Here is a 22,917-nt window from a genome sequence, read left to right as displayed (position 1 = left end):
CAGATGCGCTCACCTTTCTGTACAACATTCGCTCTTGATAGGATAAAAATTTCAGAAATTTTTGTACAATCCCTTCATGACGAATATCTCTTTTCTCTTCTCCACGATGCATCAAAATACACCACGGAAGATATATTTTGCCTTTTAAAGCTATTCGCGTCGCCGCTTTTTATAAAGCCGCTGCCTTTTTGGCTGTAATGCGGAAGAAGCTTGCCTCTATTTTGACTCTCAAAATAATATTTGCTTAATTGAACTCAATTTGCAATTGTGCCCCACGCAATAAATTAAATATGCCTCTTTAATCCACTTTTAACGACATTAATATTTCGAGGATTATTCCTGATCATCTATCTTCCGTCATAGATAAAAAGACTCTGCAAAGCACCTCGCCCTATATCTTTACCTCTTCGACGAAGTAAAAAATTATGCCAATTACCCGCGATTTTAGCAAAACATCATTTCATTCCTGTTTTCAATGACATATATTCGAAAAAGCTGCTTACTACCCCACTCTTTATCGTGCCCACGCTCCACTTGAGACCGGTCAATGAATAGAATAATTTTTATCTCTTTTAAACTGTTATATCGTAGATATCGCAAACTCTGTAATTGCTTATTTAAGCATTGCCCTGTAGTCTGATCATATGAAAAGTTAACACTCTAAAACCTAGATAAGCCTTAAAAATATGTATGAATTACATCAACTAAAGGCGCAGATTTCATTATACAATGAATAATACATTTAACTATTTTGTAAAATACAAAAATAGCTTTGACGAAATATAAAAAAGGCGCACTTGAACCAATATTTTTTATATTAGGATATTAAGCTCTAACGGCAATCAACCACTCCTGCAAGATTTTTTCTTAACCTAAGTTTATTTGAGTTTATAAATTTCTGCATCAGTTGGAAAAGCACGCGATTTAACATCTTCTGCGTAATTTCTAATTGCCGCTTCCGCCGCTTGTTCCAAAACACCGTAGCGTCGCACGAACTTAGGCACCCAAGCGCCGTAACCTAGCATATCTTCCATCACTAAGATCTGTCCATCGCACTGATTGGATGCACCAATGCCGATAGTAGGGACAGAAAGATTCTTCGTAAGCTCCACTGCTAATGGTTCCACTACCCCCTCCACAACAACGGCAAAAGCGCCTGCTTCTTCAATTGCTATTGCATCAGACTTAATCTTTAGCCAATCGCTTTTGTCGTATCCTTGTGTCTTAAAACCACCAAAACGATTAACTGCCTGCGGAGTAAGACCAATGTGGCCCATAACTGGAATACCGCGTTTATGCAAAAACTCAATTGTTTTCGCTATATAAATTCCACCTTCAAGCTTGACAGCACCGCACCCTGTCTCTGCAATAATACGTGACGCATTCAAAAAAGCCTGTTCTGGACTTTTTTCATAAGAACCAAAAGGCATATCAATGACCACAAGCGCCCGCTTAGACCCGCGCATAACCGCTTGTCCATGTAAAATCATCATATCTACAGTAACAGACAAAGTTGTTTCAAACCCGTACACAACCATACCAACACTATCACCGACTAAGAGAAAATCGCAATATGGATCGGCAATTCGCGCACTATAAGCCTGATAAGCGGTCAGAGAGACAATCGGCTCTTGCCCCTTCCTTGATTGTATGTCAAAAGCGGTAACACGCTTTATAGTTTTATGCGAACTCATTTCTACAGCCCTTCTTATCGCAGTGTATATTGGTCAAGGAGCCTGACTCCTCCAAAGCGGATGGTTAACAATAACACCGCAGGCGCGCTTAATTTCCCTTTAACTGCGTGTAAAGTCTCCATATCTCGTACATCTATCGCTTCAATGACAGCGCGCGGTTCCCGCTGTAAAACAGAGCGAACAATTTTACGCAATTTATTAACTGACCGTTCACCTTGACGGTAGAGCCTCTCAGCGGCTTTGCCGCTCTCAGGAATAATTTTTGCAGCTTTACGGTCTTCTAATGCTAATAGCTGATTGCGCGAAGAACTAGCTACACCATCCGCATCGCGCAAAATAGGCATACCGATAATTTCGACAGGAAAAGCTAAATCTTCAACCATGCGACGAATAATCAAAATTTGTTGAAAATCCTTTTCCCCAAAAAAAGCCTTATCTGGCTGAACAATGTTAAAAAGTTTAGCAACAACGCTGGCAACACCGCAAAAATGCCCTGGGCGCAACTTTCCCATCGAAATACGCGATAGTTTTTTTACCTCCACGATTGTATCATTTCCCGGCGGCCACATCTCTTCCGTAGAAGGCGCAAAAACGTACTCGATACCCGTTTTTTTTAACAAAATACAGTCACCTGTTAAATCTCTTGGATATTTATCAAAATCTGCACGAAGATCAAATTGCTTCGGATTAACGAAAATAGAGACTAATACTCGATCACACATTGCCTTTGCCTGCTGCACTAATGCAATATGCCCATCATGCAATGCCCCCATGGTCGGCACAAGACCAATAGACAGTCCTAAACGCCGTTCTCCTTCTATATACCGGCGCGTTTCAGCAATTGTTGTCAAAAGTTGCATATTTATCTTCATCCATTTCCATTAAATCAGCAAATTATTGCTTGCGTATGAAATCGTCGCCTAAATAATTCTATTAAATTAACACGAACTACCGGACGTTTTACACCTCGCGGTTCCAAAACGTAGCGCATTAAAAAAAAATCTGTTAGAGCGAACCCATTTCTTATATCATTAAAATCAGCAGGGCGACGAGTTCTTTGTGCAAGGAACTGCGGTAAAGGTAAAAGTTTATCTTTCCAAGGGTGCCCTGCTTCTCCGCACACAGCACGCCCCGATTTCGGCGATACGTAACAAAGTCCTTCACGACGACCAGTTACAACACAACAAGATAAATCGAGGCCAAAGCCAAGTTCTTCAAGAAGCCGCATCTCAAAACGTATAAGCAATTCGGCATTCACAAACGGCTCACTGAAATTTTGCATAAAAAGATGCAAAATATCGTATAAAACAGGGTGAGGATCACGCTCAGGGAGAAGCCGAAAATAAAAAGCCATCAATTGCAAAGCATAAAGCGCCTCCGGAAAAAGCATCAACTGTGAAGCGCGTAAATTAAGTGCTTCAAGCCTAAATAACCCTAAATGTTCATCCAAGCGCGCCCACCATTCAGCCTCTACGAAATTCCCAGACTGAAGAAGAGCGGCCATACGACGGGAACGCCCTCCTTTTACCACTCCTGTGTAACGGCCACGTTGACGCGTTATAATTTCAAGAATAACACTCGTTTCGCCGTACTGGCGCGCGCCGAGGATAATAGCTTGCTCTTTCCATTTCATTTTATTTAAGAAAAATCTAACCTCATTTCACGGTAGCGTTCTGGATCAGAAGTCCAATTGCCACGCACTTTCACAAATAGAAAAAGATGGACCTTCTGCTGCATAATTTCCATTAATTCTCTGCGTGCTGCCTGGCCAATTTCTTTAATCGTGTTACCCTTTGCTCCTAAAACAATTTTTTTCTGGTTATCACGCTCTACGTAAATGACTTGGCTTATTTTAACTGAGCCGTCCTTATGCTCCTCCCAATTTTCTGTTTCGACTGTGGAGGAATAAGGAAGTTCTTCATGAAGGCGAAGAAAAAGTTTTTCGCGCGTAATTTCTGCAGCAAGCTGACGCATCGGCATATCTGAAACTTGGTCTTCTGGATAATACCACGGCCCTTCCTGCATTATCGAACTCACATAATCAAGCAAATCCCTGCACCCCGAACCCTTTAAAGCCGAAATCATAAATGTCCGCAAAAATTCTACCCGCTTATTAATTTCGGCGGTTAGCGCCAAAAGAGACGATTTAGTTACTGTATCGATCTTATTAAGGACGAGAATTTTATCCTGTTCGACACTTTTCAAAATATCCAAGATCGCATCAACTTCATGCGAAAGACCACCCTTAACATCAACTAAAACCAAAAGGAGATCAGCATTCCTCGCGCCGCCCCAAGCAGTAGACACCATGGCACATTCTAATCGCTTTTGGGGACGAAAAACACCCGGTGTATCGATCAACACAATCTGTGCATTATTATGAATAACAATACCGCGCACCAAAGTTCGCGTTGTCTGTACTTTATGAGTCACGATTGAAACCTTCGTTCCGACCAACTGATTAACCAAAGTCGACTTACCGGCGTTAGGCGCCCCGATTAGCGCGATAAAGCCGGAGCGTGTTTTAGCAATATCACTCACGACTATTTTTCCCTGATTCTTCCCATACACCTTCACGCCGCAAAACTTTTTCAGCAGCTACTCTCTCTGCATGCCGCTTAGAATTACCTCGCCCAATTTCGGGCGCAAAACCGGAGATACTTAACTCTACTACAAAAACAGGATCATGATCCGGACCACAACGCTTTACGACCCGATAATGCGGCTGCGCACTATCTTGCGTATGAGCCCACTCCTGCAGCTCTGTTTTAGCATCACGTCGGCCCGCATCCATTTTTTTTGCACGATCTCGCCAATATCTTTGAATAAAAGGCCGAACGCTCTCTAATCCGCCATCAAGATACATGACAGCAATTAAAGCCTCGACGACATCAGCGTGCATATTAGCAAGCCGGCGACCTTCTAAATTTTTCATTTCGAAACCGACATGAATCATATCGGGTAATCCCATTTCTAACGCAATATCAGCGCATGTTTGCGCGTTCACCAAACCGTTTAAGCGTACCGATAATTCACCTTCGCTAGCCTGCGGAAAAAACTGATACAGCATCTCCGCAATTAAAAGTCCGAGGACCCGATCACCTAAGAACTCCAACCGCTCATAATTGCCCCGCCCTAGCTCTTGTACACTAGAATGCGTTAACGCCCTTTTTAGTTCATCTTCATCTTTGAAGCTATGCCCCGTCAATTTTTTAAGCCGGTCAATGACTGAATGCTTCATTATAGACAGCCCCTACTTAATCAAAGGGGAGATAACGGACAGTAGCAACGAAAGAAAACAAGCGGTTCCAGCGCACATCAAACGGCCAACGCCAAAATTGCCAGGCACTCGAACCGTTGCTAATGGAGAAGAAAATCAGGTTAGCCCGACCAATGAGATTTTCTTCTGGCACATAACCAACGTCCAAGCGACTATCATCTGAATTATCACGATTATCACCCATCATAAAATAATGCCCCGGAGGAACCTCAAAAACTTTTGTTTCATCAAATTGCGAAGAAAAACCTAGATCAAGTGTATCATAACTCACGCCATTAGACAGTGTCTCGCGATAAACATCAACGGGGCGGCTTACTTCTGTTACGTCAGAATCATTAACCTGCCCCATAAATTGACGTGGGACAGCTTCACCATTGATATAAAGCACACTTCCACGAATTTGAATACGATCACCGGGTAATCCAACGACGCGTTTAATATAATCGATGTCTGGATTGCTTGGTAAACGAAAAACCACAACATCCCCACGCTTAGGCTGAGATACCCAGATACGCCCAGAAAAAATAGGAGGAGAAAAAGGTATTGAAAAACGAGAATACCCATAGGCATATTTGGAAACAAAAAGATAATCCCCTACCAATAAAGTCGGACGCATCGAACCAGAGGGAATACTAAAAGGCTGAAAAAAGAGCGTACGGATAACTGCAGCTAAAAATAGAGCCTGAATCAGGACGGAAATAAATTCAAAGATCTCGCCTTTTTTCTTCTTGTTTATGGCTTTTTCTTCTTGGCTCATCATATACTGCCTTCTCGTTATGGACAAAATTCACTTTCTAATCATAATGCTCAAATAATAAAAGCACAATCTCTCACGAGACCCTCCCACGCGGAAGCGCTTCTATAATAACAAACGCTTGCGCCCAAGGAAAATCATCCGTTATGCTAAGATGAATGACCGCATCGTGACCGGGGGGCAGCAATTTTTGTAACCGCGTTTGCGCGCAGTTCGTCAACTCCATAACCGGCTTCCCGGATAACAAATTAATCACCCCTATATCTTTCCAACTAACACCGCAGGCGATTCCCGTTCCCAAAGCTTTAGCACACGCTTCTTTAGCGGCAAATCTTTTAGCGTAAGAACAAGAGCTTTTTCGGAGATTTTTTGACCTGTCCTGTTCAATATCTGTAAAAACGCGTTGGATAAAGCGGTCCCCGTGACGAATCAGAATCTTTTCGATCCGCCTTATATCGATTACATCGTTCCCGATCCCGATAATCATAATGCATCGCCTGAACCGTCTTGCTGCAAATGCATTTTTTTCATCATCTTTTGGTACCGCTTTTGTTGGAAACGGGCCGTCGTTCTGTAAATGCCCATATAGGACAAGCCACTAAAAATAAAACCCAAAAGAACGCTGCCTAGAATCACCGGCATCATAATCAAATCCCATGTATTCCCAAAAACCAGCCACACTTCTGAGAACGTTAAACTTCCGAGCATAGTACGAACTTGAGAAAGAGAAATTTCATTAATATCGCGAAAAAATGATAAAAAAAGGTAACCTATCTTATAATCTGCCATAATAATAGGTAGAAATGTCAGTGGGTTGGAAAAAACGGTTCCGATGATCGCCGCAGCGAAATTTCCGCGCAAAATCCAAGAAAAAAATACTGCGAAAACAATATGTAGTCCAAAAAAAGGCGAAAAGGCTAAAAAAATCCCGATGGAAAACCCTAGCGCCACTTCATGAGGCGCCGCCGATATACGCAAAATACGTTCACGCATATAGAAAAACGAACGAAACGGCCGCAACAAAAGTCGGATGCACTCGCTAAAATTTACTGATTTTCTATGACGAGAAAGCATATTATTCTTACACATACCCCATGCAAACAAAACGACCTTTGTTACTCAAACCGACTCCGCCGGGCCCCTGCCACAAAAATAAAGCAACATCAAGATAACTAAATACCCCGGCTTCCTAGCTTAACTGCTGGAAGCGCAGAAAGTTCAACGGGTAGCGCGTCACTAGCATAAGATGCTATTTCGTATTCAGCAAGTGCAATTAATGGAACTCCGACATCAACCTTACCGCCGGAACGATCAAGGATACACGCACTTGCCACGACATCTGCTCCTGCTGTAAGCAGCGCCTTAACCGTCTCACGGATGGAAAGACCGGTCGTCACGATATCTTCAACAACTACAACTTTCGCGCCTTTTTCAATTTCGAAACGGCGCAACTGAAATATACCATTTTCGCGCTCGACCCAAATAGAAGGAACACCGAGATGGCGCGAAGTTTCGTAAGAAGGAATAAGACCACCAATTGCAGGTCCGACTAAATAATCAATTTTTCCTGGAACATACTTCTTAATTTTTTGAGCTAAGCCATAACACAGCTTTTCAGTTAAATCAGCGCGCATAAACACTTTCGCTTTCTGCATATAAATAGCGCTATGGCGGCCTGATGTTAAAATAAAATGCCCTTCCAGGACAGCATTTGCCTCTTTGAAAATATCAATTACATCTTGTGTATTCATTGTAAAATCTCTTATCTTATCCGTGAACCCTACGTACAGTACTAACTGAACTTAATTTTTTTAACTGAGAAAGAATACACTTTAAGTGTTTTAAATCCCTAACTTTTAGATCAATCATAATTTCTGTGAAATCTAGCTCTGTACGAACTAAAGATAAATTCTGGATATTAGCATCATTCACAAAAATGACCTGGGTTACTTCGGCCAAAGAACCAGGACTATTAGCAGCCAAAATACCGATTCGCGTGAGAAAACGCTCACTTATTTCAGGATCAATATCCCAACGTACATCAATCCACCGTTCTGGTTGATCATCATAAGCCATCAAAGTCGAAGACTGAATTGGGTAAATAATGATGCCTGCACCTGGCTGCATAATGCCGACAATTCGGTCCCCTGGCACAGCACCCTCAGGAGAAAATCGCACCGGGATATCTTCATGAGTTCCCCGAATAGGTAACGCCTTATATTGCTTCTCTTCCCCCGAAGGAGTGTTTTTTTCATTTCTGAGTACCTTAAAAATCATGCCTCGGGCATTCGCAATATCAAACCAGCTTTCTTTTTTATGTTTCAAAGGCGTTTTTTGTACTACGCTGTGACCTTGATAATCTGGGTAAACCGCTTTCAGGACATCGAGAGAAGCTAATTCGCCACGTCCAACGGCAGCTAATACATCTTCTACATCTTTGCGCGCCAAGCGCGGCAAAACTTGTTGAAGTATCTCTTTCGAAAATTGTTTTCCCGCACATTCAAATGAACGCTCAAGGATACGATAACCTAAACCAGAATACTGCTTATGTACCGCTGCGCGTGTTGCTCGACGAATCGCTGAACGCGCTTTCCCCGTTGCTACAAAAGCTTCCCATGCAGCCGGCGGAACTTGAGCCTGCGAACGTATAATTTCAACCTCATCACCATTTTTTAATTTAGTCATTAAAGGCATAATACGGCCATTAATTTTTACTCCTACGCAAGAATCACCGATATCAGTGTGAACTGCGTAAGCAAAATCAATAGGCGTAGCGCCTTTCGGGAAAGCAATCAGCTGCCCTTTCGGCGTAAAACAAAAAACTTGATCTTGAAAAAGTTCAAGCTTTGTATGCTCTAAAAATTCTTCTGGATTATCACCATCCGATAAAAATTGAATCGTCTGACGTAACCACGCGTAAGCGTTGGTTTCATTCGATAACTTTGAAGTAGAATAATTAGAACCACGGTCCTTATAAATAGAATGCGCTGCAACGCCATATTCGGCAATTTCATCCATAGCTTCGGTTCTAATCTGTAACTCCACACGTTGCCCTGAAGGACCGACAATCGTTGTGTGGATTGAACGATAATCATTTTGTTTGGGTATTGAAATATAGTCCTTAAAGCGGCCAGGAACCATCGGCCACGTCGTGTGGATAATGCCGAGAGCGCGATAACAATCATCCACAGTCTCAACGATCACGCGAAATCCAAAAATATCAGACAATTGCTCAAAAGATAACGCCTTATTCTCCATTTTGCGAAAAATTGAATAAGATTTTTTCTGGCGACTTTTAACATCCGCTTTAATACCGCACTCAGAAAAAAGCTTCATCAATTCGTTTTCGATTGTCGACAGTAAATCACGGTTACGCTTCGATAATTCAGAGAGTCGGTCAGTAATAACACGATAACCTTCCGGATTTAAATACAAAAAAGAAAGGTCCTCTAGCTCTTCGCGCATATCCTGCATGCCCATGCGACCAGCGAGCGGCGCATAAATCTCCATTGTCTCCTCAGCAATTCGCAAACGCTTATCATCACGCATAATAGCGAGAGTACGCATATTATGAAGGCGATCTGCAAGTTTGACTAATAGAACACGAACATCATCAGAAATAGCAATGAGAAGTTTGCGCAAATTTTCCGCTTGCACCGCCTTTTTGGAAACAAGATCGAGCTTATTGAGCTTTGTAAGTCCTTCAACTAATTTGCCAATTTCGGAGCCAAAAAACTGATCAATTTCGGCCCGTGTAGCGCTTGTATCTTCAATGGTATCATGCAAAAGGGCAACAGCGATCGTCGCCTCGTCTAAACGCATATCCGTTAAAATAGCGGCAACTTCCAAAGGGTGAGAAAAATACAAATCACCCGACGCACGTTTTTGATGAGCGTGCTTTCTCATTGCGTAGGCATAAGCTTTATTCAGCAAAGCCTCGTTTACATCGGGCTTATAACGCCGTACACGCTCAACAAGCTCGCACTGACGCATCATACAGGCGTGTCCTTCAAAATTTTATTACCCAATCACTCTCGAGTATTCCACCGATAAAAGACAAAAAAATGGCCCCGATGGTGACGCATATCACTTGAAAATTAATAATCGTCACTTTTTTCCGGCATAACTAAACCCTCAATACCCGCCAAAAGATCCTCTTCTGACATATGATTAAAGGAACAGCTCTCTCCTTCTAATTGCGTGTCAAAAACACCCTCAGCTCCACCTGAATGAGAAATAAATTCAGTCGCCGCTTCCGGCTCATCCACTTCCACGTATTTTTGCAATGAATGAATGAGGTCCTCTTTTAAATCCGCAGGCGATAATGTTTCATCGGCTATCTCACGCAAAGCGACGACGGGATTCTTATCATTATCGCGATCAACTGTAATCTGCGCGCCCTGCGAAATCTGACGCGCCCGATGCCCAGCTAAAAGTACCAACTCAAAACGGTTATCTACTTTATCGATACAATCTTCTACTGTCACGCGAGCCATTTATGCATCTTTCCCAAAAGTCCAAAAATTCCACGACCGGCGCGAAGTATATACAATAATCAAAACGAAACACAAGAAAAACAACTCACGCTTCAGCATTTTTTTGCTCAAGGAGCTTGTTTATAAAATAATTTTTGAACTCTTTGTATAATTTAAAGTGGGTGAGACTTCTTATCGTAGATTTCACTCTGAATAAAACAACGTTAATGCAAGACAAAAAATGGGCCATTTAAATATTAATAGCTGTTTATAGCTTATGAAGGCCTCCCAAGCTTGCAGATTTTGTGCCGACTTGATAATTTCTTAATAACGACGATCCAGTAGCCTTTAATATTGTACCCAGAAAATATGTTAGTAAAACTAAGAGCCTTACGCTTTTTCAGTACTGCATGATTAACAGTTTATTACCAAGCTAGATTTTTATCTATTATAATATAACCGGCAATGTTTTATGTTAAGTCACGTTGCGGAACAAGTCATTGTATTAATTGCGGAATTGTTTGTAAATAAAGTCCGCGATATATTATAAAGACAACCCGAAAAGAGTTTTTAGAAAAATAGTTGATACCTGCCGTTATGAATAGTGAATCGATGTCTCTTTGCCCTGAGCCGCCAGAAAATTGTAACTTATGTCCTCGCTTGCACAGTTTCATCGCTAACTGGCGCATAAAAGAGCCTCGTTGGCACAATGCGCCCGTAAAGCCATTTTTTCCCTATAAAGGTGCGACAACAACACGCCTGCTTATCGTGGGGCTCGCGCCAGGATTACGCGGAGCAAACAGAACTGGGCGCCCTTTCACAGGTGATTATGCCGGCCAATTACTTTATTCAACTTTGAAGAAATTTGGTTTTGCACGAGGCACTTTTGAAGCAAAACCAGATGATGATCTCGAATTGATCGACGCCGCAATTGTAAACTCCGTACGTTGTGTTCCTCCAGAAAATAAACCGACCGGCGCTGAAATCAGCACTTGCCGATATTTCTTTTCACCTCTTCTAACAAACCTTCCTCAACTTAGAGCCGTTATAACCCTCGGTACCATTGCCCACCATTCAACTATACGCGCTTTAAATGCAAAAATTTTAGCACACCCTTTCGGTCACGGAGAAACAAGTGACATCGGCAAACTACGCATTTTTTCAAGTTATCACTGTTCGCGCTACAACACCAATACCGGCCGTCTAACAGACGCTATGTTTCATCAGATTTTTCAAGCAGCAAAAACATATTTGGATCAATGCTGAAATCTTGTAGAACACACTAAAAATATAAAGTGTACAAACCAACCTCATCATCCACATTTTTTTAAGATTCTTGCTTTTTCACGTCCCCAATCGCGCTTCTTTTCTGTTTCGCGCTTATCATGAAGCTTTTTACCACGCGCTAAAGCGATCTCCAATTTAACACATCCTCGTTCATTAAAATAAAGCTTGAGCGGGACGATAGTCATTCCTTCACGAGAAATTGCTTTCGAAAAACGCGCCATTTCACGCTTCGAAATTAATAATTTACGCAAGCGACGCGGTTCATGATTAAAACGATTAGCCTGCGTATATTCTGGAATATAGCTGTTAATCAACCACAGCTCTCCATCTTCAAAACTAGCGTAACTTTCCGCAATATTAGCATGATTAGAACGCAAAGATTTAACTTCTGTTCCGCATAATACGAGGCCAGCCTCAAGATTATCAAGAATTTCAAAATTGAAACGAGCCCTGCGATTGTCTGCTATCACTTTTCGCACTGACACGGCTTTTTTTTTATTCACGACCACTTTAACACCATTTTATTTTTTAATGAGACCAGCATGTTGCAGAGCCGCATCAATAATTTTTTTTGTACTATCTTCTAATGGAAGCATCGGTAAACGGACGCTATCACGGCAAAGCCCCAATTTTGCAGCAGCGTATTTAATACCTGCCGGACTCGGCTCGATGAATACCCCGCGATTTAAAGGCATCAGGCGATCATTCAGCGCTAACGCTGCTTTATAATCACCACGGCGGCAAGCAGCATAAAGCTCTACACAAAGTTTTGGGGCAACGTTAGATGAAACTGAAATACATCCTGCTCCCCCGTGGGCATTAAAGCCTAATGCCGTACTATCGTCACCAGAGAGCTGTATAAAGTCTTCCCCGCATTTTTTCCTTTGCTCGCTCACCCGTCCAATTTTACTTGTTGCATCTTTAACACCGATGATATTTTTAAAGTCTTGGCGGAGATTTTTCATAGTTTCTACAGTCATCTCGATAACAGAACGACCAGGAATGTTATAAATTATAATTGGGATAGAAATAGCTTTCGCGATAGCAGCAAAATGAGCATACAATCCCCGCTGATTAGGTTTATTATAATAAGGAGTTACCACCAAAACCGCATCGACGCCCGCTTTTTCGGCATGTTGTGCGAGATCAATGGCTTCGTCTGTACTATTTGACCCAGCCCCCGCGACGACGGGAACGCGTTTAGCAACCTGCTCGACACATAATTCTACAACTCGCTTATGCTCTTCATGGCTTAAAGTCGGCGACTCGCCTGTTGTGCCAACGGGACTCACACCGTCCACGCCCTCCTTAACTTGCCATTCGACGAAATTACAAAACGTTTTTTCATCGACGGCGCCATTTTCATCAAATGGCGTGATAAGCGCAGTCACCACTCCCTTGAGCATGATAAACTCCTTTTGTAATGTTGAACTTCATTCTAAGATAGCCTTCCAAATTACCGATTATAGAGCGTAATCTTTCTGGATAATTGAAACAACACAAATTTTACACCTCCCCTCGCAACGCAAGCGTACGCTTTTTAGCTCTGAGTATCCCCTAAAAGCACCAATGATACGTTAACACGTCTTTCATGCTTCTGCTTTAAAACTCACTAAAAAATGCTAAAAAGCAGGATTTCAAGGCCTTTTCTCGATGCGTGCATTCTTCATACAATTTTTTGTACTAATTTTGATTTTGTTAATGTTGGCCGCAGGAATTTTGTTTCCGAGTGCATATGCGCAAACGGTTTTTTTACCCGAAAAAATACCAGTCCCTCTGTCTCACCCTTACCCCCTTGCAACGACAAAAAAACATAAAAATCCGCTTAAACCGGCCCGTGATATACTCGATAAAACTCCAACTATTAGTAGCCCTACTGCAGCCAACCAGCTTAAAATCGGTCTAGACGCTCTTAAAAATAACAATATCACGAAAGTAATAGCTATTCGCAACACAATGGCCAAAGATAGCCTTGAGCGCCAAATTTTAATGTGGGCAATCGGTACATCAGGTCAGCCGGACATACCCAGTTCTGAGCTACTTAGTGCCCTTAAGGAATTGAAAGAGTGGCCTGGCTTATCTATCATACGGCGCAATGCTGAGCGTGCTTTTGTTAACGAAACAAGTTCTGCACAGGCAATTATTCAAAAATTTGCCCGCCATCTTCCCTTAACTACACAAGGCACGGCGGCGTTTGCTCAAGCACTCATCGCAACCGGACAAACTGCCCACGCACGAAAAATCATTGTACCATTGTGGTATAAAGCGAAACTCAGCGCGCAAGAAGAAGAGCTTATCCTTAAAAAAGCGGGTGCTGTATTAAAACCCATTGATCACCTAAAACGCATGCGGGTTATGCTTTATGCACGCCGTTTTAATTCAGCCAAACGAGTTGCAAAATTAGCCCGCGCCCAATCTCTTTTTGACGCTTTTATTGCAGTTGAAACAAATAATCCCCGAGCTGCACAAAAATTACAGGCCGTTAACAGATCATGGAAAAAAGATCCTCTTTTACAATTTGCTCAAATTCGCTACCTTAGACGAAACAAGCAATACAATGCTGCAGCAACGCTTATGCTGAAAGCACATCAAAATTCAGCGTGCCTCATATGCTCTGATGCATGGTGGGTGGAACGACGTGCTCTTTCTAGAGAAATGATTGATTTAAATAAACCTCAAATCGCATACCAAATCGTTGCAGCCCGCGGCGACTCAACGCCTGAATCGATGGTAGATGCTGAATTCCACGCGGGATGGTACGCGCTACAGTTCCTTCATAATGCTAACTTAGCGATGCATCATTTTATGCGCATTCTCCAATTGTCCTCGACCCCTCTTTCAATATCTCGCGGCTATTATTGGGCAGGAAGAACAGCAGAAATTTTAGGCGAACATGAAAAAGCTTCGCGTTATTTTTACCATGCCTCTCACTTCAGCAAAACTTATTATGGCCAATTAGCAGCTTCGCGACTTAACCAAAAAAAACTTAAGATCTCCTTCCCCAAACCAACAACTATCGACCGGGAGCATTTTAGCGCACGAAAAGCTGTCCAAGCTATTCAATGGCTTGAAGCCGCCGGCTATGTTAATTTTTCTAAGATTCTTTATAGGGAGCTCAGCAAAAAAATAGAGAGTCCGGGCGAATTAGCCCTTCTAGCTGTTATGGCAGAAAAAAAAGGTGATTATAATACTAGCCTCATAATCGGTAAAATCGCTGTTTTTCAGGGGAAAAATGTTGGTGCACTTTCCCACCCTATCGGAGCTATTCCAGCGTCCGCCAATATCCTTGCAGCGGAAAAAGCACTCATCTATGCTATTGCGCGCCAAGAGAGCGAATTTAACCAAAAAGCCGTATCAAAAGCTGGTGCCAGAGGCATATTACAATTACTACCTACAACAGCGCAAGCGCTCGCAAATAAGTATTCCATTGCATGGTCACCTAAAAAATTCACCAGTGATATTAGTTATAATACTACATTAGGCTCTCGTTTTTTAAGCGAGCAATTAGAACGTTTTAACGGATCTTATATATTAGCTATCGTCAGTTATAACGCGGGCCCCCGTCGCGTTGATGAATGGATAAGCCGTTATGGCGACCCTAGAGGCCAACCCCTCAATAAAGTTATTGATTGGATTGAGCGCATCCCCTACGCAGAGACACGTAACTACGTCATGCGTGTTATGGAAAATTATGAAATTTACAAAGCACGACTCACCGGAGAAATAGATATCAAAATTGATCTTATTTCTGGTCATTAAAACCCCTCCGCTTAGAGGCTCTTCTCCGTCTCCTATATCACAAACCGCAATATCGTGAAAATTATAATAAAGTGAGCGACCCCTAATCGCTCTTCAAAGCCATCTCCTACATAAAACGAAATCAATTTACTTCGGGTAAATACCGGCCAATTTTAGCTAAATATCCTCTGCAAAAACAGACTATTTTTTTAAGAAATTTTTCCCTCACAATAATGAGAACTGTGTGAAATTCAATTGAATATTAGAGATACTCTAATAATTTTGTTTGCCTTTGAAACAGGGGGAGGAGGAAAAATACCAACACGCTGGAGCGCTGTTATAGCCAACTGATCAAGTTCGTGATCACCGGAAGAAACCGCAACGCGGCTAGAAAAAATATCCCCCTGTTCATGCACCTTAAATTCTAGCTGCACCACCCCTTTTGCAAGACCGATACGTTGCCTCGCAAGGTAACCCTTTTGTCTTTCTAACTGCGCCTGTACCTTTGCTAACCATTGCATTGGAGATGAACCAGCAAACACAGCGGTACCGTTTCCATTATCAGTGGCAAAAGTAGCAGATAAGCGTCCCCTTTTTGTATTTTCATTTTTTGCCGTAGTTTTTAATGTCGGGGACGGTTGTTTAACAAAGGCTCCGCGCTCTGTTTTAGAGGAAAAAAATTTCTTTAAAGGTGTCGGCGCTATGAAATCGCTTTTTTCCTCAATGGATTGGGATTTTTCTCCTTGTACCTCATTTAGCACAGACCTTGAAAATTCCGGCTTTAAAAAGCTGAACGGTGGTACCTCTGAATCTATATCGACATCGGGTAACGCCGCATCAATGGCGGAATGTACGACTTCGTGGGCAAAAGTCAGCATAATTGCCGGTGGATGCACATCATCACTTATGTCGACGCTTTGAAAATAAAATTTTATCCCCAAGGCAATATGCAAAGAAAGAGCACTAACAAACGCTCCCACCCAAAGAGTTGGTAGTAACTCAGTATGCGCAAAATTCGTAGTTTTCATCCACTGTTCTTTTGAGTCTGATATTAGCACTTAGTATTTTATTAAATAGGCTATTTGCGAATTACAACTTTTTTCTTGACTGTTTTTATCATGTTTAATATGCCTCCTCGTGTTTCTGTATTGAAATCAGATTATTACTGCTTAGCTGTGCGGCTTTTATGCTCAATAAGTTAGGCGCCTTTATGTATGAAGTTTTACCGGGGGGGCGTTTAAGAAGAGGTCATGACGCATTATGCAAATAAGAAGAAAAAATATCTGTAAAAGCTGCGTAGCTTTAAGTACATTACTCATCTGTACACCTTCACTCGTTTTTGCGCAAAACAACAGTGAGCGCATCAGCGTTGATATTTTTGCACAAAGCGATGATAAAAATGTTATTACTGAGCTTAAGCCGATCGTGATCGAAAGAAGCGAAACAGCAGGTGCTTCAGATGCGGCGGCAATCTTAACTGATCGCGAAACTGCTAAAAATTTTGCCCAAAAGCAAGTCGATGATGTCCACGATATTAGCCGCCTTAATTCGTCTATAACTTACAATTCGGATAATGATAGTCTCGTAATTCGCGGTTTGGATGCCAACCGTATTCTAACGACGATAGACGGCGTCATTCTTCCGTGGTTTAATGACGGAGCGCGTGGTGTTAAAGGCGGTAATTTGATGTTTGACTTTAACGCACTTTCCACGCTTGACGTTATTCGAGGATCCGATTCCAGTCTTTATGGATCTGGTGCATTAGGCGCGGTTATCGCTTTACGCACTCTTAATCCTGAAGATCTTCTTACAGAGGGAAAAAGACAAAATAGCCTCGTAAAAGGTGGTTATCATACAGTCGATGACAGTTGGCATATAGACCAAGTTTTTGCAATGAGTGCTGGTCAAACACTTCTGCTTTTTCAAGGATCCCGTGCAGGGGGGCACCAGCGTAAAAATATGGGAACCATAGACGGTTATGGTAATGAGCGTACACGCGAAAACCCCGCTGACTTCAGCCAAGATAATTTTCTTTTTAAAGCTCATCAATATTTCGGTAGCGACCACCGGTTTGGTTTTACAGTAGAACGTTTTGCCTATAATAAAGATATTCATTCACTAAATGCTTCATCCGCAACATACTTGCCAGGCTCTGTTTATAATGAAAAAAATAAACACCGCGAACGTTTTTCGCTTTCCTATGATTATAATGGCGGTGGAGATGCTATTTTTGATAGATTTCACGGGCAACTTCATTGGCAAAAGTGGCGCAATAATCAAATCTTAGAAGGGTATCGTGTTAGGCAGCCAGAAGGGGATTATAAAAGAGATAATCTCGTACGTGATATAAATTACGGCCTTAGTGCTGAAGGCCTTAAACATGTGGATACCGGCAACGTAAATCACGCATTTAAATTCGCTGTAAATGTTTTAGAATCTAAATTCCACCAATATTCATACGGTAAAGATAACTGTCATTTAAAAGAAAATGCGCGTGGATGCGCCTTTTTACACACCAACCAGTCGGATGCGCCGGATACGAATAGCCGTAATTTTGGCCTAGCTTTCGAAGACGAAATTAGTTTTCCCGGTAAACCTTTCCGCGTAACGCCTGGAATCCGCTATGACTGGTATAAGCACGACCCCAAAAAGACGCCTTCTTACAAAAAAATAGTGAGTACCGGGGAACATCCCCCAGTAAATAGCGGCACACATTTTTCTCCGAAATTACGTATAGAATGGGATGTCAATGACCAAACAGTGCTTTACGCTCAATGGGCGCAAGCTTTCCGGGCACCGAGCGTCTCGGAACTCTATCTTACCTATATCAATCCCAGCTTTTACTATATGGCAGGCGATGCAAATCTTAAACCAGAAACCAGCAATGGGTACGACATCGGTGTGAAATATAAAAATGCAAATTTTGGTGGTTCTGTCAGCGCTTTTAATAATCAATATAAAAACTTTATTGACATTATAGACCTGGGACCTTCACAAGAATTTAAGTACGCACGCAGGCATTATGCAAACCGCACGAGTGTACGTATTTCCGGTATTGAGGCAAAAGCATTTTGGACTTTTGGTAACGGCTTCCATAGTAATTTTTCCCTCGTCTACGCACAAGGAAAAGATCTTGATAAAAACGAATATCTTAGCTCAGTCCCACCTTTAAAAACGGTCATTGGACTAGGATATAGCCGAGAAGCTTGGGGTGCAGATGTGATTTTCACCTCAGTAACCAAATTCAATAAGGTAGAAAATAAATCGAGCTACGGGGAAATCCCCAACTACAACCTGATTGATGTGCTGGGGTGGTGGAAACCTTTCGGCGAAAAAGGCCCTATTATAAGGGCTGGCATTTACAATCTTTTGAACAAAAAATATTGGAATGCGACTGATCTTCCTTCTGAGTCTCCTAGTGGAGTAGCACCACCGCCCAAAGATTATTTCAGCCAACCGGGCCGTAATTTTAAGATATCATTCGTGCAGAAATTTTGAGTATCTCTGTTGAATCTTTAACTGGCTTTTAAATTATACCTACGAAAGGACGGGTTGTTGCGTTTCAATTTTCGCTTTTCCTTAAATAAAATAATCAGTGCAGAAATTTTAGCTGTCCCTAATTGGTTAGTTTTTGGCCGTTTTATCACTGACAGCAGAGACGTATTTAATGGCGAGCAGAATCATCATCTACGATGATTCTGTTTACTGCTTAAGCCTGCAAAATTAAAAAAGCCAGTCATAATAAGGAAGGTTTATGTCTTACGCAGCTAAAATGATTATTAATCAGCATAAAGAAAACAAAAAGATGCACAACCGTGATTTTGCTGCTTCAATTAGCATATCTGAGGCAGAGCTTATCGCTGCTTATTGCACGATCGGAAAAGCAAAAAGATTACAGGTTGATGTGGCCGTTCTTCTAGAAAATATTCCTAAAATTGGGACCGTTATGGCGTTAACGCGTAACGAACATGCTGTTCATGAAAGAACTGGCTGTTTTGAAAAGGTTGTGCAAAGCCAACATGTCCCCTTAACACTCGGAGAAATCGATTTGCGTATTTTTCCAAAGCAATGGAAATTTGGTTTTGAATATGAGACAGCTATCCTCGGAAAACCCGCAAAAAGTCTGCAATTTTTTGATCAGCATGGTGTCGCGATTCTCAAAGTTTATTCTCAGAATACGACAAATATGGAAGAATGGAACGCACTTGTTGAAAAACTGCTCAGCAAAACACAGTCGCATATCCTTGACGTTCTGCCCGCTCCAACCCCTACTCAATCTGGTAAAACGGAACTGGCTGTCGGAGAATTTCGAGATCGTTGGAGACAAATGACCGATGTGCATCAACTTTACGAAATTATCTCTGAATTTGAAATAAGCCGACATGATGCCGTAAAATACGCCGGTAGTGAATTTACCGACAGATTAAAAAGGGAATCTGTTGAAACCATGCTGAAAAAAGCGGCACAACAAGAAATACCGATTATGTGTTTCGTCGGCAATAAAGGCTGTATCCAAATCTTCAGCGGACAAATAAAAGAAATCAAGGAAATGGGACCTTGGCTCAATGTTCTTGATCCAAAGTTTCATTTGCATTTACTGGTCTCTGGAATTGATGAAGTATGGCGTGTTAGCAAACCTACCCGGGATGGTTACGTCAATTCACTTGAAGTTTTCGACAAAAATGGTGAAATGATTACCCAATTTTTCGGCCTGCGAAAAAAAGGCCAAAAAGAACGTGAAGATTGGCGTTTTTTATTGAATAGTTTACCTCTAACCCGAAAATAGTAGCGGCTTAAAAGGATAAGATCAAACATGCTCACATCTCTTTCGCGTAGACTATTAAACTTGCTCCTTGTTTGCGTAGTGCCGCCTTTTGCTTATTTTTCTGGACAAGCAATCGCTGAACCAATAACCAATTTTCCCGAAAATGCACGAATTATCTCCATAGGCGGAGCGCTTACAGAAATTATCTATGCATTAGGAGCACAGGATCAACTCATTGCCCGCGATAGTACGAGCATCTACCCGCAAGAAGCACTCAAACTTCCTGAGCTTGGATATATGCGTGCTCTTTCGCCAGAAAGTGTTTTATCGCTCGCTCCAGAAGGTATATTATTGATTGAAGGAAGCGGTCCTCCCTCGACGATCGACATTCTCAAAAAAACGTCAATACCTATAGTGGTTGTGCCAGAAAACTTTTCTCGTGAAAATGTAACAGAAAAAATCCGCCTCGTCGGAAAAGTTCTCCACCGAGAAACACAAGCAACAATGTTGATTGAAAAAGTGAACCGCACCTTTATGGATAATGACATTCTTTTAGAAAAAGTAACCAAGCTGAAGCGCGTCCTTTTCGTTCTATCAATAAAAAACGGACGCGTCATGGCAGCCGGGACGAATACAGCTGCCGATGGCATGATAAAACTCTCAGGTGGTATAAATGTTATCTCTGATTACAAAGGATACAAACTTCTGAATAGTGAAGCCTTATTAAAATCAAACCCCGATGTTATTTTACTCATGAACCACACTGGAAATTCTGTTACTCTGGATAAAATTTTGGCTGTACCAGCAATTCAAGCAACACCTGCAGCACAAAATAACGCTATAAAACAAATGGACGCCGTGTATTTTTTAAGTTTCGGCCCGCGTACCGCAGAAGCGTCAAAAGAACTTATTCATATACTTTACGGTAAAGATGGGAAATAGCATTTTCATGGCTTGTACATTTAAAATGAAAGAAAAGCACGTAAACCGAAAAAAAATTGCTTTATTTAGCTTAATAGTGTTCTTCGTCTTCAGCATTTTCGGAGGGTTATCAAATGGTACGTCGGATGCTTCCATTGTCAACCTCATTCACGCATTTTTTACGCAAGATTTCTCGGTGAGTAGTAAAACACGCGATTACCTTATATTGGTCGATATAAGGATGCCTCGTGTTATTTTAGGAATATTAGTTGGAGCGGCTTTAGCTGTTTCAGGCGTTCTCATGCAAGGGCTTTTCCGTAACCCCCTCGCTGATCCTGGGATTGTAGGCGTATCGGCGGGGGCGAGCCTTGGCGCAGTATTGGCGATTGTTGTCGGTATTATTTTTCCTCTTTCATTTATACCTTTTTTGGAATCTTACGAAATTATCGTAGGAGCCTTTCTTGGCGGACTTTTGTCAACAATTATTCTCTACGCAATAGCAACACATCACAGTTATACCTCTGTCGCAACGATGCTCCTTGCAGGGATTGCTCTCAATGCTTTAAGCGGTTCCGTCGTTGGAATTTTGATTTTTATAGCGAATGACCAACAATTGCGTGATATCACCTTTTGGAACCTTGGCTCTCTCGCAGGTGCAACATGGCTGAAAGTTTGGTTCAGCTTGCCTTTTATTTTGGTTGGTATTTTTTTTTCCCCCTTTTTATCACGAGCGCTTAACGCTCTCTCTCTCGGTGAAGCCGCCGCCGGCCATATCGGCTTTCATATTCAGCGGACTAAAAATATCGCTATTTTAATTGTCGCACTCATGTGTGGTACAGCAGTTGCTGTCAGTGGCGGTATCGGTTTTGTCGGTATTGTGGTTCCACATATTTTGCGCCAGCTCATTGGCCCCGACCACCGCTACCTCGTTCCCTGTTCAGCCCTTTTAGGGGCAACAATATTGATTTCCGCTGACACGCTCGCGCGCTTAATTATCGCCCCCGCAGAATTGCCAATTGGGATTGTCACAGCACTCTTTGGTGCGCCATTTTTCCTTTGGATTCTCGTATATCAACGGGGAGTAAATTTTCCATGATTGAAGCAAAAAATGTCGGCGTCCAATACGGCAAAACACAAATTCTTCACCATATTAACCTCAAAGCTAAAAGTGGTGCCTTTACTATCATAATAGGTCCTAACGGATCTGGAAAAAGCACTTTTATCAAAGCGCTGAGCGGTGATATTCCTTATAGTGGAAAAATAACATTGAATAATCATGAGATTATGCAGACAAAAGCTTGCGAAATGGCAACGATGCGCGCTGTTTTGCCGCAATCAATAACGTTGGCGTTTCCATTTTTAGTTCACGAAGTTGTAAAACTTGGTCTTTCTATTAATCGACTCAACGTTACAAAAACCCAGTTACGTACCCTACCCCAACAAGCTTTGGAATATGTCGGCCTAGCTGACTATGGTAACCGATATTATCATCAATTATCGGGCGGCGAGCAAGCTAGAGTGCATCTTGCCCGCGTACTTTGCCAAATCTTGAAACCCATTCATAAGGGAATCCCTCGTTGGCTAATATTAGATGAGCCTATCGCTAATCTTGACATCCAACATCAGCTTATTGTCATGAATATCGCGCAAAATTTTACCCGTTGTGGCGGTGGCGTTCTCGCCGTTTTACATGATCTCAACCTCGCGGCCCACTACGCAGATGAAATGATATTATTCAAGCAGGGGAAAATCCATTGCAAAGGCAGCGCCTCCGCCGTCTTAACGACGCAAAATCTGCGCGACGTTTACCATTGTTCCTTAGCGGTCTCCGAATTGCCCAAAGCGGGCGTCCCGTTTATTTTACCACAGACAGCCTCCGCCCATGAAACCGCTCCCCCAGGAGCACTAATCTTCCAGCAATAACTTCAAACTTTTGGCGTATTTCTTCTTATTTAATGCAGTTTTATCATTAATGCATCCTTATTATAAGCCGCATTTGCTCG

At 42.1% G+C, this 22,917-nt stretch carries 21 protein-coding genes; 7 read left to right on the top strand and 14 right to left on the bottom strand.

Annotation, left to right across the window (positions count from 1 at the left end; all coding sequences use genetic code 11):
* Positions 1-878: 878 nt before the first annotated feature.
* From panB to rpoZ, 11 genes are all read right to left on the bottom strand, one after another.
* A complete protein-coding gene (panB, locus tag BANH1_RS02330) occupies positions 879-1,694 on the bottom strand; it encodes a 3-methyl-2-oxobutanoate hydroxymethyltransferase (protein ID WP_015397829.1) in 816 nt (271 codons plus the stop codon).
* Positions 1,695-1,708: 14 nt separating this feature from the next.
* A complete protein-coding gene (gene panC, locus BANH1_RS02325) occupies positions 1,709-2,554 on the bottom strand; it encodes a pantoate--beta-alanine ligase (protein ID WP_041582940.1) in 846 nt (281 codons plus the stop codon).
* A 26-nt stretch (positions 2,555-2,580) separates the two neighbouring features.
* Positions 2,581-3,327: a DNA repair protein RecO gene (gene recO, locus BANH1_RS02320; RefSeq protein ID WP_015397827.1), complete on the bottom strand. Its 747-nt coding sequence runs from the start codon at positions 3,325-3,327 to the stop codon at positions 2,581-2,583.
* A 5-nt stretch (positions 3,328-3,332) separates the two neighbouring features.
* Positions 3,333-4,235, bottom strand: coding sequence for a GTPase Era (era, locus tag BANH1_RS02315; protein ID WP_015397826.1), 903 nt, complete (start codon positions 4,233-4,235; stop codon positions 3,333-3,335).
* Positions 4,228-4,935, bottom strand: coding sequence for a ribonuclease III (rnc, locus tag BANH1_RS02310; protein WP_015397825.1), 708 nt, complete (start codon positions 4,933-4,935; stop codon positions 4,228-4,230). Before rnc ends, era begins: the two co-directional genes overlap by 8 nt.
* A 16-nt stretch (positions 4,936-4,951) precedes the next feature.
* Positions 4,952-5,731, bottom strand: a complete 780-nt coding sequence (lepB, locus tag BANH1_RS02305) for a signal peptidase I (protein WP_041582939.1) — start codon at positions 5,729-5,731, stop codon at positions 4,952-4,954.
* Positions 5,732-5,804: 73 nt separating this feature from the next.
* The gene (acpS, locus tag BANH1_RS02300) at positions 5,805-6,215 is read right to left on the bottom strand and encodes a holo-ACP synthase (protein ID WP_015397823.1); all 411 of its coding nucleotides are present in this window, start codon (positions 6,213-6,215) and stop codon (positions 5,805-5,807) included.
* Positions 6,212-6,802, bottom strand: coding sequence for a DUF2062 domain-containing protein (locus BANH1_RS02295; protein ID WP_015397822.1), 591 nt, complete (start codon positions 6,800-6,802; stop codon positions 6,212-6,214). The genes acpS and BANH1_RS02295 overlap by 4 nt, the downstream gene beginning before the upstream one ends.
* A gap of 98 nt (positions 6,803-6,900) precedes the next feature.
* Positions 6,901-7,479, bottom strand: coding sequence for an orotate phosphoribosyltransferase (gene pyrE / locus BANH1_RS02290; protein WP_015397821.1), 579 nt, complete (start codon positions 7,477-7,479; stop codon positions 6,901-6,903).
* A gap of 16 nt (positions 7,480-7,495) precedes the next feature.
* A complete protein-coding gene (locus tag BANH1_RS02285) occupies positions 7,496-9,724 on the bottom strand; it encodes a RelA/SpoT family protein (RefSeq protein WP_015397820.1) in 2,229 nt (742 codons plus the stop codon).
* Positions 9,725-9,825: 101 nt separating this feature from the next.
* On the bottom strand, positions 9,826-10,224 hold the full coding sequence (gene rpoZ / locus BANH1_RS02280) for a DNA-directed RNA polymerase subunit omega (protein WP_015397819.1): 399 nt from the start codon (positions 10,222-10,224) through the stop codon (positions 9,826-9,828).
* Positions 10,225-10,800: 576 nt separating this feature from the next.
* On the opposite strand from rpoZ, the gene BANH1_RS02275 reads away from it, so the two are divergent.
* Complete coding sequence (locus BANH1_RS02275; RefSeq protein WP_015397818.1) at positions 10,801-11,469, top strand: uracil-DNA glycosylase; 669 nt, start codon at positions 10,801-10,803, stop codon at positions 11,467-11,469.
* A 47-nt stretch (positions 11,470-11,516) separates the two neighbouring features.
* Here the strand turns inward: BANH1_RS02275 and smpB are convergent, their stop codons facing one another.
* Positions 11,517-11,993, bottom strand: a complete 477-nt coding sequence (gene smpB, locus BANH1_RS02270; protein ID WP_015397817.1) for an SsrA-binding protein SmpB — start codon at positions 11,991-11,993, stop codon at positions 11,517-11,519.
* Positions 11,994-12,011: 18 nt separating this feature from the next.
* Positions 12,012-12,896 (bottom strand): 4-hydroxy-tetrahydrodipicolinate synthase, encoded by an 885-nt coding sequence (gene dapA, locus BANH1_RS02265; RefSeq protein ID WP_015397816.1) that lies wholly within the window; start codon positions 12,894-12,896, stop codon positions 12,012-12,014.
* A gap of 247 nt (positions 12,897-13,143) precedes the next feature.
* On the opposite strand from dapA, the gene BANH1_RS02260 reads away from it, so the two are divergent.
* Entirely contained in the window at positions 13,144-15,249 is a 2,106-nt protein-coding gene (locus tag BANH1_RS02260; protein ID WP_015397815.1) for a lytic transglycosylase domain-containing protein, read from the top strand.
* Between the two features lie 230 nt (positions 15,250-15,479).
* On the opposite strand, the gene BANH1_RS02255 is transcribed toward BANH1_RS02260, so the two are convergent.
* Complete coding sequence (locus tag BANH1_RS02255; protein ID WP_015397814.1) at positions 15,480-16,256, bottom strand: energy transducer TonB family protein; 777 nt, start codon at positions 16,254-16,256, stop codon at positions 15,480-15,482.
* Between the two features lie 232 nt (positions 16,257-16,488).
* Between BANH1_RS02255 and BANH1_RS02250 the strand changes: the two genes are divergently transcribed.
* The 5 genes from BANH1_RS02250 to BANH1_RS02230 all read left to right on the top strand — a co-directional run bounded on the left by BANH1_RS02250 (position 16,489) and on the right by BANH1_RS02230 (position 22,837).
* On the top strand, positions 16,489-18,726 hold the full coding sequence (locus tag BANH1_RS02250) for a TonB-dependent hemoglobin/transferrin/lactoferrin family receptor (protein WP_015397813.1): 2,238 nt from the start codon (positions 16,489-16,491) through the stop codon (positions 18,724-18,726).
* A gap of 256 nt (positions 18,727-18,982) precedes the next feature.
* Positions 18,983-20,014, top strand: a complete 1,032-nt coding sequence (locus BANH1_RS02245) for a hemin-degrading factor (protein ID WP_015397812.1) — start codon at positions 18,983-18,985, stop codon at positions 20,012-20,014.
* A 27-nt stretch (positions 20,015-20,041) separates the two neighbouring features.
* Complete coding sequence (locus tag BANH1_RS02240; protein WP_015397811.1) at positions 20,042-20,935, top strand: heme/hemin ABC transporter substrate-binding protein; 894 nt, start codon at positions 20,042-20,044, stop codon at positions 20,933-20,935.
* A 7-nt stretch (positions 20,936-20,942) separates the two neighbouring features.
* Entirely contained in the window at positions 20,943-22,010 is a 1,068-nt protein-coding gene (locus BANH1_RS02235) for a FecCD family ABC transporter permease (RefSeq protein WP_015397810.1), read from the top strand.
* Positions 22,007-22,837 carry a heme ABC transporter ATP-binding protein gene (locus BANH1_RS02230; protein WP_015397809.1) on the top strand — a complete coding sequence of 277 codons (831 nt, stop codon included), beginning with the start codon at positions 22,007-22,009 and terminating at the stop codon, positions 22,835-22,837. The genes BANH1_RS02235 and BANH1_RS02230 overlap by 4 nt, the downstream gene beginning before the upstream one ends.
* Positions 22,838-22,917 lie beyond the last annotated feature (80 nt).

The sequence above is a fragment of the Bartonella australis AUST/NH1 genome, from assembly GCF_000341355.1.
Lineage (GTDB): Bacteria > Pseudomonadota > Alphaproteobacteria > Rhizobiales > Rhizobiaceae > Bartonella > Bartonella australis.
This window is presented reverse-complemented; position numbering and strand designations above follow the sequence as displayed.

Coding starts and splice junctions, on each gene's coding strand:
- panB (WP_015397829.1), bottom strand. CDS start 1,694: ATGAGTTCGCATAAAACTATAAAGCGTGTTACCGCTTTTGACATACAA.
- panC (WP_041582940.1), bottom strand. CDS start 2,554: ATGCAACTTTTGACAACAATTGCTGAAACGCGCCGGTATATAGAAGGA.
- recO (WP_015397827.1), bottom strand. CDS start 3,327: ATGAAATGGAAAGAGCAAGCTATTATCCTCGGCGCGCGCCAGTACGGC.
- rnc (WP_015397825.1), bottom strand. CDS start 4,935: ATGAAGCATTCAGTCATTGACCGGCTTAAAAAATTGACGGGGCATAGC.
- lepB (WP_041582939.1), bottom strand. CDS start 5,731: ATGAGCCAAGAAGAAAAAGCCATAAACAAGAAGAAAAAAGGCGAGATC.
- acpS (WP_015397823.1), bottom strand. CDS start 6,215: ATGATTATCGGGATCGGGAACGATGTAATCGATATAAGGCGGATCGAA.
- BANH1_RS02295 (WP_015397822.1), bottom strand. CDS start 6,802: ATGCTTTCTCGTCATAGAAAATCAGTAAATTTTAGCGAGTGCATCCGA.
- pyrE (WP_015397821.1), bottom strand. CDS start 7,479: ATGAATACACAAGATGTAATTGATATTTTCAAAGAGGCAAATGCTGTC.
- BANH1_RS02285 (WP_015397820.1), bottom strand. CDS start 9,724: ATGATGCGTCAGTGCGAGCTTGTTGAGCGTGTACGGCGTTATAAGCCC.
- rpoZ (WP_015397819.1), bottom strand. CDS start 10,224: ATGGCTCGCGTGACAGTAGAAGATTGTATCGATAAAGTAGATAACCGT.
- BANH1_RS02275 (WP_015397818.1), top strand. CDS start 10,801: ATGAATAGTGAATCGATGTCTCTTTGCCCTGAGCCGCCAGAAAATTGT.
- dapA (WP_015397816.1), bottom strand. CDS start 12,896: ATGCTCAAGGGAGTGGTGACTGCGCTTATCACGCCATTTGATGAAAAT.
- BANH1_RS02260 (WP_015397815.1), top strand. CDS start 13,144: ATGCGTGCATTCTTCATACAATTTTTTGTACTAATTTTGATTTTGTTA.
- BANH1_RS02255 (WP_015397814.1), bottom strand. CDS start 16,256: ATGAAAACTACGAATTTTGCGCATACTGAGTTACTACCAACTCTTTGG.
- BANH1_RS02250 (WP_015397813.1), top strand. CDS start 16,489: ATGCAAATAAGAAGAAAAAATATCTGTAAAAGCTGCGTAGCTTTAAGT.
- BANH1_RS02245 (WP_015397812.1), top strand. CDS start 18,983: ATGTCTTACGCAGCTAAAATGATTATTAATCAGCATAAAGAAAACAAA.
- BANH1_RS02240 (WP_015397811.1), top strand. CDS start 20,042: ATGCTCACATCTCTTTCGCGTAGACTATTAAACTTGCTCCTTGTTTGC.
- BANH1_RS02235 (WP_015397810.1), top strand. CDS start 20,943: ATGGCTTGTACATTTAAAATGAAAGAAAAGCACGTAAACCGAAAAAAA.
- BANH1_RS02230 (WP_015397809.1), top strand. CDS start 22,007: ATGATTGAAGCAAAAAATGTCGGCGTCCAATACGGCAAAACACAAATT.